Raw genomic sequence first — 13,259 nt, 5'->3', positions numbered from 1 at the left:
AGGAGGTTGCCGGAGCCGAAGGACGCCGCTGCCCCCGCACTGATGCTCGTCGCCGTCTCGACCCAGGCCCTGGCCCTGGCCCTGGCCCTGGCCGACGATATCGACACCGCTTTCGGCTGACCTTCGCAGCCTGTTGATACGACATGCACGCGCCGTGCCGCGCTGCCCGCTTGTGGGGCCTTCATGGTTGCGCACGACGCAGGGCACTCGCACTGGTTTGATGACTGCCTTGTTCGTAGCACTTCAGCCTGCCAGCCGATGTCGTCTCATTTGCACCACTGGAAGCTCTCTCGCCAAGTGCTTGGCCAGCGTCGCCTTCCCGGAGCCGGGCAGCCCGCACAGCAGGATCAGCCTGGATTCGGGGCTCATGTCCTCCCTCAAGGGTCATGGCGAACCTCAAGGGTCATGGCGAACCTGGGCCGATGAGGCTCTGGAAGTCGTAGGGGTTCAAGCAGGAGACCAGTGTGGTGTCGACACCTCGACAGGCACACAAAACACAGACCGACCTGATCTTAAATTTTGAGGAGTTCGGAATTGTCGGGAAGCTCGGATCGGGCCGCGTCAAGCCCTGCGATCTTGGCTCGAATCCTACTCGTGGTGTCTTCGACCTTTTCTAAGCTCCGGATGATCGCGGTAAGAAAGGAGTCCGTTGCCTCCAACAGGCCGGACTCTATAGGCATCCGTGTCCAACGATCTCCGATCTTGTCTTCGCGAACGATCGCCAGAACAGCTTCCCGTCCGACGAACTGAGCATCGACCCATTCGTCGAGCGCCTCAAGAGACTCGAAAACAAGCCCCTTCATGCCCGCCGCCACCTCTGCGTCCAGCTCCACGTAAGCCCAGACCGATAGATCTCTATCCCCTTCAAAGGTCATCGTGAAGAGGACTGCGGACTGTCCCATCCAGAAGACCCCGGTAAGTGGAATCTCGTACCGGTGAAAGACTTCCAGGCGGCTTGCTTGGGAATTTGGGCACCATGGCAGGCGACCTTGTTTCACCAGGGAGTCAAGGTTCACTGAAACCACCTCACATCTAGCCGTGTCCAACAAAACAGTCAGCAAACCCGGCCTCCACGCTGTCCGGCCACGGGATGTCCTGCCTCCCCAACGGGTCGTCATCCGGCCACACCACCGAAACATGGGGGCCGTTGACCCTTCTTCCCGGGGTGTGTACCACCGCGAAGCCGGCCTGCCTTAAGCGACCGGCAGTGGTATGGCGGACTTCCGATCTTTCGACTGCCGCTTTTATCGCCGCCTCGCCACCCCGCCTGATGCGGTAACGCGTGGCCTCTTCGGTGGTGAGCCTTCCTCTGAGAAGAGAAACTTCGCGTTCAGTTTCGACACGAGGCGCGTTAAGGAACTCCCCCGCATTCTTGGTGTGGTGAGTCAGCACTTCACTGTCCTTTACGCACCGTTCGGGAGGCGGTCCACAACTGCAGGCCTCTCCACGTACGTACCCTCGGTCTGGCTGGCTCATGAGACGGACGCTAACCAGCGACGCCTGCAGCCACTATAAGTTTCCCGTGATTGACAGAAGTTTTACCGTTCCCTTTAGCCGCATAAGGGATTTTATTCTATTCACATATAGTTTGCCACAGATGCCCGATCTTGCCGGATTTTAACCATCATCAGCCTACGCGCACCCGTCGGCAAAAGATAGAGGTTGGCCACAACCTTACTGCAGAGAGCATTGACTCGTCGCCCTCCGGCTGCCCGCAGACAAGTTTCGAGGATCCCTTCCCTATCGCCCGACCATGATCAATATTCTCTGGGAGGTGAGCAGTTTTATAGTCAATTAGATGCTTTTGCCGGACGGTAAGGACTTCTGCAAGAATCGCGCCACCCAACTAACCCATCGATCGAAGCCCAGAGTTAGATCACCAACAGCGATTTACGACTGTTTGATAGCCGCGTGTACGCGGGGTGGCCTGGCGTCCGCAGGTCTCGCCGAGCTTGGCCGACCACTGTATCGAGCCCGGCAGGTGGAGGCTGGGCGGCTTAGAAGATCATGCATGCCAGACCCCTCCAAGGAGGACTGTGACGCGACCGGGCGATGAGAGGATCGAAGTCCTCCTGACGGCCCCGGCCGTCACGGCTCGGGCGGTGCCCGGCAGCACGGGACCTGGATCGCGCCCCATAGGGCATCAAAAATAGTGTTATCAGTGGACAAGTAGGACAACTGCCTACTTTTTCCCGGGAATATCTCGGGTCGTGATCAATATCCCGGAATGCAGCGTTGTGGTCATCACCTACAACGATGCCCCACGGCTGGCCAGGGCCGTGCGGTCCGTACTCCGGCAGTCCCTGCGCGACATCGAGGTGATCATCGCGGACGACGCGAGCACCGACGACACCGAGAGGGTGGCCCGGCAGTTGCAGCGCAAGGACCCGAGGGTCCGCTACCTGCGCGGGGAGGTCAACAGCGGGGGGTGCGGGGTCCCGCGCAACAGGGGCGTGGCGGCGGCGCGGGCGCCGTACGTGATGTTCCTGGACAGCGACGACGAGCTGACGAGACACGCCTGCAAGAGCATGCTGCTGGAGATCGAGAGGACCGGCGCGGACTTCGTCACCGGGCAGATCACCCGGCTGTACGAGCGGAGCGGGAAGACCGCGCGCTACTACCCCGCGCTGTTCGCCAGGCGCAGGACGGTCGAGGGGATCGCCCAGGAGCCGGAGATGTTCCTCGACTCCTTCAGCACCAACAAGCTGTACCGGGCCGAACTGCTGCGGCAGGTGCCGTTCCGCGAGGACATGCACTACGAGGACCATGTCTTCACCACCGCCCTGTACTGCGCGGCGCGGCGGTTCGCCGTGGTCCCCTGGGTGGTCTACATCTGGCACCGGGCCTCGGCGGAGAGCGAGACCCGGTTGTCGATCTCGCTGTGCCTGACGGAGATGACGAACGTCCGCTCCAGGATCAGGGCGGCCCGCCTCAGCGACGACATCCTGCGGGACAACGGCCTCGGCCACCTGGTGCACGAGCGGCAGCGCCGCTTCATCCGCCAGGACCTGCGGGTCTATCTCAACCCGCTGCCCTCGCGCGACCCGGCGTGGATCGAGGAGTTCGTCTCGGTGGTCCGCCCCTACCTGGCGGAGCTCGACCCGGTGGTGTTCGAGACGATCGACCCGCTGATGCGGGTCTGCTGCAGCTTCATCCTCGACGGCAGGCCCGACGAGCTGCTGGTGGCCGCCCGGTCGCTGAACGGCCCGAAGGCCCCGCCGCGCGTCGCCGTACGGGAAGGGGGGCGCACCTACTGGGGCGCGGTCCCCGACGAGAGGCGGGAGATCACCTCGCTTCGGATGGCCGAGCTTCCCTACAGCGCCTCCCGGCTGCGCCACGAGGCGGTCGTCACCGGCAAGGGCTCGCTGATCAGGCTCGCGATCACGACGTACGACCCGTTCGGCGTGCTCACCGCCACGCCCGGCTGGACCGCGTACCTGCGGTTCAGGAACGATCGGCTGCGGCTGGAACCGCGCGAGCAGCCGGACGGCGGTTATCTGAGCGAGGCGACGATCGACCTCACCACGATCCACCACGGCCGGCTGGGCTTCGAGGGCCGCTACGACCCGGTGATCGAGATCCTCAACCCCGACGGACGGGTCACCGCCGACCGGTTGCTCGTCGACCCGTCCACCGCGCCGTTGGGCACGACCGTCCTGTGCCACGAGATCGTCGTCAAGGCGGAGGGGAACGCCGCGTTCCTGCGGGTGCTCTGGCGCCGCCAGGGGCTGCTGCGGCAGCTGCCCAGGCTCAAGCGGGCCGCCGCCCGCCTGCTGCGGAAGGTGAGCGGGCCGGAGGTGAAGCTCCGCGTCTACAGAAGCCTGATCTCCGTGCTGCCCGCGCGCAGGGACCTCGCCCTGTTCGAGTCCGATGTCGGCACCGGATACACCGGGAACCCGCGCTACATCTACGAGGAGCTCAGGCGACGCGGCGCGCCGCTGAAGATGGTGTGGTCGGCCGCCACGGCACGGGGGCACTTTCCCTCCGGTGTCCGGCTGGTACGGCGGATGAGCTGGCGCCACATCTGGACCATGGCGAGGGCGGGCTACTGGGTCGACAGCCATGGCATGCCGCTCGCCTATCCGAAACCGCCGGGCACCCGCTACCTGCAGACCTGGCACGGCCAGGGCATCAAGTCGGTCGGCTTCGACGCGCCCGACCTGCGCGCCGACTTCGACGGACCGAGGGCGACCTGGCGGGCCGCGGTGGACCGCTGGGACGCGCTGGTCTCGCCCAGCGCCGAGTTCGAGCGGGTCTTCGTGCCCTCCAACGGCTACCGGGGGCGGTTGCTGCGGCACGGTTCTCCCCGCTGTGACGTGCTCGTGCGCGGCGACCGGGAGGCGGCGGGGCGGGCGAGGAGGCGACTGGAGATCCCGCACTGGTCCAGGGTGCTGCTGTACGCCCCCACCTACCGCGACCGGGCCAAGGGGTCCGGGCAGTCGGTCAGGGCCGACCTGGACGCGATGGCCGAGGCCCTCTCCGGCGACTGGACGGTGATCCTGCGGACCCACCCGGTCGAGCGGTTCGAGGTGCCCGAGCATCTGCGCCACTTCGTCCGGCACGCGGGCTCCTATCCGGAGGTGAACGACCTGATCCTGCTCTCGGACGCGCTGCTCACCGACTACTCGTCGCTGATGTGCGACTACGCGATCACCGGGCGGCCGATGCTGTTCCTGATCGACGACTGGGACGAGTACCGCAGGGTGGAACGCGGCGTCTACCACGACCTGCCCGCGATCGCCCCCGGCCCCTGCCTCACCACGACCGAGGAGCTGATCGAGGTGCTGCGAGATCTCGACGGGACGACGGCGGCGTTCGCCTCCAGGTACATCGCGTTCCGCAGGACGTGGTGCGCCGACGAGAAGGGGAACGCCTCGGCGAACGTGGTGGACGCCTTCTTCGACCCCCGGCACGCCCAGGCCCCTCTCCCCTCCGACGTGCGGGAACGCCCCCCGATCGTGCCACGGCACCTGGCACGCCTGCCGCTGCTCGGACGGTCGCGGTGACCGGCGGGCGCGGTGGGGCGGTGGTGTTCGCGTGCCTGGACGCCGACACCCTGGGCGGCGTCCAGCGCGTCACCCACACCGTGGCGCAGGGCCTGGCGGAACGGGGCCGCGAGGTGCACGTGATCGGGCTGCATCGGTCGGAGAAGCCGTTCCGCTATGTGGAACGGCCTCGCTACACCAGTCACGTGATCCACCGGGCTCCGGTGGGAAGGCTCTCCCGACTCGGCAGGCGCCGCGAGCGGCAGGCGCTCGACAGGCTGCTGCGGGAGGTGGGGTCGGGGTTCGCGGTGCTCTCCTCGCCCAGCGTGGTCACCCGGATCGGGGACCTGCTGCCCGAGCGACTGCTGCCGATCGGGCAGTACCACGGATCCTACGAGCACGCGCGGGGATCGTGGCACCTCGGCTCGGTCCGCGGCCACTACGGCGCCCTGGAGAAGGCGGTGTTCCTCAGCGAGGAGGACGCGTGGCTGTTCTCCGAGCACGCGTTGCTGCCCAACACCTGGTCCATCCCGAACCCGCTGCCCGTCTGGCCCTCGCGGACCGCGGACCTCACCGCCCGCCGGGTGCTCGGGGTCGGCAGGCTGGAGGGCGTGAAACGGTTCGACCGGCTGATCTCGGCCTTCGCGCGGGCGTGCGGCCGTCCGGGTCCCGGAGGCACAGAGGGCGCAGAGGGCGACGGCGACCACCCGGATCTCGTGAGGGCCCGTCGCGAGGCGAGCGAGGGCTGGGAGCTGCACCTGATCGGCGAGGGGGCCGAGCGGGAACGGCTCCTGTCGCACGCCGCGGAGTGCGAGGTGAGCGACCGGGTGGTGTTCCGCGGCGCGGTGCCCGCCGCCCGGATGGCGGACGAGTACACGGGCGGGTCGCTGCTCGCGCTGTCCAGCGAGCACGAGGGGCTGCCGCTGGTGGTCGGCGAGGCGGCCTCCTACGGGGTGCCCTCGGTGGCGTTCGACGTGTCGAGCGGACTCAGGTCACTCGTACTGGACGGGCAGACCGGGGTGCTGGTGCCCCCGGCCGACGTGACCGGGCTCGCCGCCGCGCTGGCCGGGCTGATCGCCTCGGCCGCGGAGCGGCGGCGGCTGGGAGCCGCCGCCCGCGCGCACGTCGAGGCGTTCCGCCCCGACCACGTCCTGGACCGCTGGGAGGCCCTGTTCGACCAGATCACCCGCTGACCGTCCCCGGACCGGCGGGAACCCCTGTCCGGATCACACCCTGACCGCGTACCACCGGCGGAAAGCCCTGCCCGGATCACCCTCTGACCGCGTACCGCCGGCGGGAAGTCCCGTTCGGCCGGATGCCGACCACGTACCGGATCGGCGGGAAGCCCCTCACCTGCCGGCCGCGACGGGCTCGGTGCGCGGCATGGGCACCCCGGCCAGCACGATCTGGGCGGAGGTGAGCCGGGCCCCCAGCGGATTCGGCTCGCGGAGCCGGATCAGCCGGTCGAACGTCACCCTTTTCACCCGGGTCAGCTTCCGCCTGGCCGCCGTCCGCTCGTAGGACATCAACCGCGAGGTCTCGGCCTTCGGCGCCCCGGTGAGCTCGTACCCGTACGTCTGCAGCCGGTCCCCGAGCACGCTCTCGCACAGCGAGATCTCGCCGGGGTCGAGCCGGTCACGCCACGAACCGGCCCGCGCGGTGGTCACCTCGCCGAAGGTGCGCGCGTGCCAGGTCTTGCGTGCGGGTACGGCGATGCCGGCCATCGCGCCCGGGTCGCACATGGCGGGGGCGAAGTCCTCACCGAGGAACTCGCACAACCTGCGCAGGTGGGCCTCCGGCTCCGCGGTCAGGTCCTCGTAGCGCAGCTCGTGGTAGCTGCCGCCCGGCAGTTTCGGCGCGCCGTGCCTGGCGAAGTCGATCGCCTCGGCCCAGGCGGAGACCGCGCTGTAGACGGTCCCGTTGTACCAGGGCATCTCCTTCAGCGACGCCACGCAGTCGCGGCCGTCCCTGATCAGGTGCACGAACTGGGCGTCGGGGAACAGCCGCAGCAGCACGTCGGTGTACTGGAAGTACGAGGGCCGCTTGTCACCCCAGCGCGGCTTGCCGTGCCTGGCCGCGTAGGCGCGCAGCACGATGCCCAGCGCGGAGCCGAGTGTCGGCGGCCCGCCGACGATCTGGTCGAGCACCTCGTCGCGGTCCAGTTCCAGCTCGTGGAAGCGTGACTGGCGCCGGTCGACCACCCATTCGCCCAGCTCACGCCGGTGCGCGGCGTCGTTGAGGTCGCCGAACTGGAGCCGCCGCTGGTAGGCGGAGACCATGAACCGGGTCTCCGGCGGGATGGCGACGCGCGGGTGGGCGTGCAGCATCAGCTGCAGCATCGTGGTCCCCGAGCGGGGACAGCCCAGGATGAAGATCGGGCGATCGGGCTTCATCTCAGACCTTCGCAAGCTCGCCGAGTTGCCGGCTGGTGAGCCTCGCGGCCACCGGGCTCGGCTCGCGGAACCGGTTGACGCGGTCGCGCATCTCCTTGCGCCTGCGTGCCCAGCGCCGCTTGGACGCCGCCTTCTCGCACGCCTCGACGTGGGTCTTGCTCGCCTTGGGGGCGCCGCTCAGCTCGTAGCCGTTCGCGGTGAGCCGGTCGCCGAGCACCGTCTCGCACACCGAGATCTCCCAGGGCTCCAGCCTGGCCTTCCACGACCCCGCCCTCGCCGTCGTGACGTCGCCGTGGGTGTGGCTGTGCCAGACCTTGTGCTGCGGGATCGCCACCCTGGCGACGTGGTACGGCTCGGTCATCGCCGGGTCGTAGTCCTCGCCGAGGAAGTCGCAGAGCTTGCTCAGCTCGGTCTCCGGGTAGGCCGTCAGGTCCTCGTAACGCAGCTCGTAGTAGCTGTCGGCGGGGAGCCTCTTGGCGTGGCGGCGGCCGTAGTCGATCGCCTCGCTCCAGTTGACCGCCGCGTGGAAGACGTCCTTGGTGTACCAGGGCATCTCCTTCAGCGACGCCACGCAGTCGCGGCCGTCCCTGATCAGGTGCACGAACTGGGCGTCGGGGAACAGCCGCAGCAGAAGGTCCACGTGGTGGTAGTAGCTGGGCCGCTTGTCACCCCAGCGGCTCTTGCCGTACTGCTCGGCGTAGGAGCGGAAGGTGATTCCCATCGCCGACCCCAGCGTGGGCGGACCGGCGACGATGTCGTCGATCAGCCTGTCCCCGTCGAGCTTGAGCTCCTTGAACTTGGTGTCCTTGTCGCTCACGATCCACCGGCCGACCCTGCGCCGGTTGCGTTCCTCGCGCAGGTCCCCGAAGGAGAACCTGCGGTAGTAGCCGGGCACCACGAACCGTGTCTCCGGAGGCACCGCGATGCGCGGGTGCGAGTGCAGCATGAGCTGCAGCATCGTGGTGCCGGAACGCGGACAACCGATCACGAAGATCGGGCGGTCGGACTGCATGACAACGAACCCCCGTAAAGCTTGGTCAAACAGATATGCGTGGCGCCTTCCCGACGAGCGGTACGACGGGCACCACCCGGGCGAAGAGCCACATTCGGTAGATCAGAACGACCTCGTTCAGCAGAAGCAGGACCCCCGCCGCGACCGCGAGGGGTACCAGGGCGACCGTCCCGACCAGCGGGGCGACCACGAACACGGCGGCGTGGAACTCGATACCGCTGATCAGGTGGGTCCGCACCCGGTGGCGGGCCAGGAGTCGGGTGAACCTGCGGGGCAGCCTCGGGCGCCTGCCTTTCCTGGGCCCCCGCCGTCCGGCCCCGTCCTCTCCCCGGTTCTCGCCGCGCACCTCTTCACGGTCTTCTTCCTGGTCCTCGAATCCGGCGACTCGCAGCGGCTCGCGGGGCGTGATGACCTCGACGGGCCTGAGGTGTCCCGCGTGGGCGGTGTGCCCGGCGGCCACCGGCGCCTCCCCCGCCCTGGGGGATCCCACGGTCACCACGGACTCGACGGGTACCGGCCGTCCGAGCCGGTTCTCCCTGACCACCTCGCGCACGCGCTTCATCTGCGGCGCGTTCACGTAGCGGAACAGGTCGAGGACGGCCACCCCGGCGCCCAGCAGGATGTAGGAGACGTCGCCCGTCGCCACGTACTGCCCGGACGCCAGCCCCGCGGCGCAGCAGAGCACCCTGATCCGGTCGCCCACGTAGTCGAGCCAGAGCCCGAACGCCGTCCCCGTCCCCTTGAGCCGGGCGATCTTCCCGTCCATGCAGTCGACCATGAAGCTCACGTAGAACAGCAGTGCCCCTGCGGCGAGCCGTCCTGACGCGAAGCAGATCGCCGAGCACATGCCGAGGATCAGGGAGAAACGGGTGAGCCCGTTGGGGGTGATGGACGTGTGGTTGGCGACGAGCAGGGTGAGCCTGCACGCCACCGGGTCGACCAGGAAAACGGTCCACCAGGAGTCTTTTCGTTTCCGGGTCGCGAGAACGTCGTCCAACGAATAGGCCCTCATGCGTTCCAGCATGGCCACGCGGTGTCTCCTGTCATCTACGCTCTGTAACTACTAGAAGATCTCCATGCCACTTCTTGACCGACCCGCGCCATGGGGCTCCGGCGCTTGAAGGACACGAAAGGCCGAGGAGGGTCTCCCCGGCCTTTCGTGAGGACGACGGGCGGCTACCGGAAGATCCGGTCCACGGCCCTGGCCGCCGCGCCGCCGTCCTCCAGCGGGCAGAACCTGGCGGTGAAGGCGTCGTACAGCTTCCGGTACTCACCGCGCACCTCGTCGGCGTCCCGTACGGCCGTCACGACCTCCTCGGTCGTGCGCAGCAGCGGCCCGGGGGCCTCGACCTCGAAGTCGAAGTAGAAGCCGCGCACCTCGTCGCGGTAGCGCTCCAGGTCGTAGGTGAAGAAGAACATCGGCTTGCCGGTCACCGCGAAGTCGAACATCGCCGACGAGTAGTCCGTGATCAGCATGTCCGCGACCAGGTAAAGCTCCTGGATATCTGGATATATCGAGACATCGAAGAGGAAGTCCGTGCCGACCCTGGGCAGCCTGTCCGTGACGTTCGGGTGCTTACGGATCATGAGCACATGGTCCTCGCCGAGCTTCTCCGCCATGTGCCGAACGTCGAGGCGCAGGTCGAGCCGGTAGCGTCCCCTGCTGTAGAGCTTGTCGTCGCGCCACGTCGGGGCGTACAGGATGACCTTCTTGCCCTCGGGCAGGCCGAGACGCTCCCGGATCTTTCCGATCCGCTCGGCTCCGGCACGACGCAGCAGGTCGTCGCGAGGAGAGCCGATCTCCAGGATCTCCCCCTCGAACCGCAGGGCACCGTCCAGGATCGAGGTGCACCAGGGACTCGGCGAGATGAGGTGGCTCCACCGGGCGACGGCCCTGGCGAGCCGCTCGTGTTGGTCGGGCCTGGCGAACGGCACCTTCTCGACGTCGAACCCGACGCGCTTCAACGGCGTGCCCCGCCAGGTCTGCAGCACCGTCTGCCCCTGCCTGCGCTCGAACCAGGAGGGCAGGTGGCTGTTGGTCACGATGTACCTGCAGCGGGCGAGGGCCTCGAAGAACTCCCGCCCGTACCGGCGGACCGGCGTCACCCCCTCGGGCAGTTCCACCTGCCCGTCCCGCACGACCCACATGAACTCCAGGTCCGACCCCCGCCGCACGAGCTCCTCGTAGATCGCCTTCGGGCTGTCGGAGAACTGCCTGCCCCCGTAACCGTCGAAGAGGACGGCGGGCCGCAGCGGTTCCTGGCACCTCGCGGGGTAGAAGTCCTCGCGCAGCAACCGCTGCTGCTTCGGCCTGCCCGAGGCGCGCAGGTCGTCGCTCACGGTGAAGACGGCCTCGTTCATCAGGTCGGTGTCGAAGACGAACGTACGGGTGGCGGAGATGTGCTCCAGCGGCGCGGACAGCCGGAACTCCATGCGCATGTCACCGGTGCCGGCGCCGGTACGGATCGCGAAGCCGTGCGTGCCCGCCGGCAGCGGCAGCCACCCACCGAGCGTCTCGCTCCCCTCGGGCGTCACCGTGGCACTGCCGTCGACGAGCGGGAAGAGCCGCTCGGTGAGCCGGTTGCGCGAGGTGACGACCAGCCACGCCGGGCCGTCGATCGGGCGCATCAGGGCCCCGGTCACCCTGAGGTGGCCCAGGTCGGTCCACTCCACCCGCTCCACGTAGAACGTCGGCCGCTGCTCGCGCAGCACGAGCCCACCGGCCTGCGACCGGTTCAGCACCACGTCGCGCCCGCGGAGCCGGTAGAGGCCACGCTCCACGTCGCGGGCGACGAGCAGCGGCCGGGCCTTTCCTTCGGCGGGGACGACCTCGAAGTGCCACTCGGCCCCGGGGTTGAGCGCGCTCATCTCCAGGCCGGCCGGGTCGAGCTCCGGCCAGTGCTCGGACAGCACCCCGTCGAGGTCGACCACCGCCTCGAAGGCGCCGTCCGACACGGTCATCGGGTAGCGCCGGTCACGGCCCCCCTGCGGCCGGACCAGCCGCAGCGTCGGTGCGGCGCCGAGGTCGTCGTCGCACCGGCCGCCGATCCTCAGCTTGCCCTCGGCCACCCGGTGGCCGGTGACCCAGCCCCCCGGCCGCTCCACCCGGAGCCTGAACTCCTCGGCGGGCGTCCACTCCGTCCACGCCACGGTCCCCGGCTCGCGCTCGGTGAACTCCAGCCGCCGTGCGGCCGGGCTCGGCTGCCCCAGCCTTCCCCGGCGCAGGAGTCCTCGGGACAGTACGCACAGGTCGATCCGCCAGGACGAGCCGGCCGGGAGCTTGGCGGGATCGACGGTGAGCCGGAACCCGCACCAGTCCTTGCGCCTGCGCGGGCCGGTGTCGACCAGCGACAGGCCCCGCCTGATCGTGACGGGGAGCCGGATCCTGCGCCGGCGACCTTCGAGTCCTTCGGTGCCCTCAGCGCCTTTAGCGCCCTTAGCGCCCTTAGCGCCCTTGGCGTCCCCGGTGCCCTTGGCGTCCCCGGTGCCCTTGGCGTCCCCGGTGCTCTCGGGGCCCTCTGGGACGAGCCAGGCGAGGAGGTGCTGCTGCATCCGCCTGCGGGGACGCAGGTAGCGCAGCGAGACCCGGCCCTCGACGACCAGCTTGTCGTCCTTCCATTCCAGGCTGTCCACCCGCTGGCGCAGGTCCAGTTCCTCGCGCATCCGCGTGGCGGACCGCTCGACCTGAACGGGGACGTTGAGGTGGTACCCGCGCAGGCTGCTCCCGACGACGCGGGCGGTCGGCTTCACCGTCCTGTCCCACTCCAGCAGCTGGAGCAGGTCGCTCATCCTGCGTTCCTTGACGAGGATCCACTTCGCCCTGCGCTGCGCGGGGATGAGCGGGAGAACCTTCGGCCCCGCCCTGTCGAGATAGGCGCACGCCAGGTCGAGGAAGCGACTCCGGAACTCCTCCCCCGCCTGGTCGAGCACCTGCAGGAAGTTCGGCAGGTCGCTGTCGAGGACCATCCGGTCCCACGCCCTCAGGTGCTGGGTCCGCCCCGTGTCGACGAGGAAACTCCGCACGGAGTCGACGGCGGCGAACCGGTCCTCGATCCCCTTGAGGTGCCCCCGGTTCTGGGTGATCGAGACGCTCTCCCCCTCCCGCTCCCGCCACAGGTAGACCGGAGTGGACAGCACGTCCACCGCCCCGGCGAGGAAGTGGGCGGGCAGGGCGACGGCGATGTCCTCCCACAGGACCCCCTCGGGAAAGCTCAGCCCCCGCTCGTCCCAGAAGGAGCGCCGCCAGAGCTTGTTCGTGACCAGCCGGTCCTTGAGCAGGATCTCGTCGGCGGTCACGTGGGTCCGCCTGGCGGAGTTGGCGAAGATCGCCTTGTGCATCGCCGACTGGCGCACCCCCTGCCCGCTGAAGCGCAGGACGTTGCCCGTGACGAGATCGGATCCGCTCTTCGTCAGAGAGCACACCATCGTCTCGACGGCCGTCAACGGGAGCATGTCGTCGCTGTCCAAAAAGGCGAGGAAATCACCGCTGGCGTGCCTTATGCCGGTGTTGCGCGCGGTGCCAAGGCCCCCGTTCTCCTGCCGGATCAGCCGGAACCGGGCGTCACGCTCGACGAAGGTCTCGGCGATCTCCGCACTGGAGTCGGGAGAGCCGTCGTCCACCATGACGACCTCGATGTCACTCCAGGTCTGCGCGACCAACGACTCCAGACACGCCTCAAGGTACGGCTCCACGTTGTATATGGGCACGATGATGCTCACTGGGGCCACGATCGGTCCTCCGGTAGTCGAAAGCTCACAGTCCGGTCCATCGGCGTGAACGCCGGACATGGCACGCGGGCGAAGATCCACTCAGCGTGGAAGACGTCACGGGCGCGCGGCGGGAAGCCCAGTGGTCGCCGGAAAGCGGCG

General features: G+C 68.4%; 8 protein-coding genes. 2 read left to right on the top strand and 6 right to left on the bottom strand.

Annotated elements, in window-relative coordinates; translation table 11 throughout:
• Positions 1-243: 243 nt before the first annotated feature.
• Positions 244-369, bottom strand: a complete 126-nt coding sequence (locus tag ABT352_RS08050) for an AAA family ATPase (protein ID WP_350943392.1) — start codon at positions 367-369, stop codon at positions 244-246.
• Between the two features lie 143 nt (positions 370-512).
• A complete protein-coding gene (locus ABT352_RS08045) occupies positions 513-1,016 on the bottom strand; it encodes a hypothetical protein (RefSeq protein WP_350943390.1) in 504 nt (167 codons plus the stop codon).
• Between the two features lie 1,194 nt (positions 1,017-2,210).
• On the opposite strand from ABT352_RS08045, the gene ABT352_RS08040 reads away from it, so the two are divergent.
• Both ABT352_RS08040 and ABT352_RS08035 read left to right on the top strand, forming a co-directional pair.
• The gene (locus ABT352_RS08040; protein ID WP_350943388.1) at positions 2,211-5,006 is read left to right on the top strand and encodes a bifunctional glycosyltransferase/CDP-glycerol:glycerophosphate glycerophosphotransferase; all 2,796 of its coding nucleotides are present in this window, start codon (positions 2,211-2,213) and stop codon (positions 5,004-5,006) included.
• Positions 5,003-6,178 carry a glycosyltransferase gene (locus ABT352_RS08035; RefSeq protein ID WP_350943386.1) on the top strand — a complete coding sequence of 392 codons (1,176 nt, stop codon included), beginning with the start codon at positions 5,003-5,005 and terminating at the stop codon, positions 6,176-6,178. Before ABT352_RS08040 ends, ABT352_RS08035 begins: the two co-directional genes overlap by 4 nt.
• Before the next feature lie 156 nt (positions 6,179-6,334).
• Here ABT352_RS08035 and ABT352_RS08030 read toward each other — a convergent pair whose 3' ends face one another.
• The 4 genes from ABT352_RS08030 to ABT352_RS08015 all read right to left on the bottom strand — a co-directional run bounded on the left by ABT352_RS08030 (position 6,335) and on the right by ABT352_RS08015 (position 13,109).
• A complete protein-coding gene (locus ABT352_RS08030) occupies positions 6,335-7,378 on the bottom strand; it encodes a sulfotransferase family protein (RefSeq protein WP_350943384.1) in 1,044 nt (347 codons plus the stop codon).
• Position 7,379: 1 nt separating this feature from the next.
• Positions 7,380-8,390, bottom strand: a complete 1,011-nt coding sequence (locus ABT352_RS08025; RefSeq protein ID WP_350943382.1) for a sulfotransferase family protein — start codon at positions 8,388-8,390, stop codon at positions 7,380-7,382.
• A gap of 25 nt (positions 8,391-8,415) precedes the next feature.
• Positions 8,416-9,402, bottom strand: a complete 987-nt coding sequence (locus ABT352_RS08020) for a CDP-alcohol phosphatidyltransferase family protein (protein ID WP_350943380.1) — start codon at positions 9,400-9,402, stop codon at positions 8,416-8,418.
• A 164-nt stretch (positions 9,403-9,566) separates the two neighbouring features.
• Positions 9,567-13,109 carry a bifunctional glycosyltransferase/CDP-glycerol:glycerophosphate glycerophosphotransferase gene (locus ABT352_RS08015; protein ID WP_350943378.1) on the bottom strand — a complete coding sequence of 1,181 codons (3,543 nt, stop codon included), beginning with the start codon at positions 13,107-13,109 and terminating at the stop codon, positions 9,567-9,569.
• Between the last annotated feature and the right edge of the window lie 150 nt (positions 13,110-13,259).

This window comes from Streptosporangium sp. NPDC000563, assembly GCF_040299985.1.
In the GTDB taxonomy this organism is placed as follows: Bacteria; Actinomycetota; Actinomycetes; order Streptosporangiales; family Streptosporangiaceae; genus Streptosporangium.
Note: the sequence above shows the minus strand (reverse complement) of the source record. Positions and strands in the feature narration are given on the sequence as shown.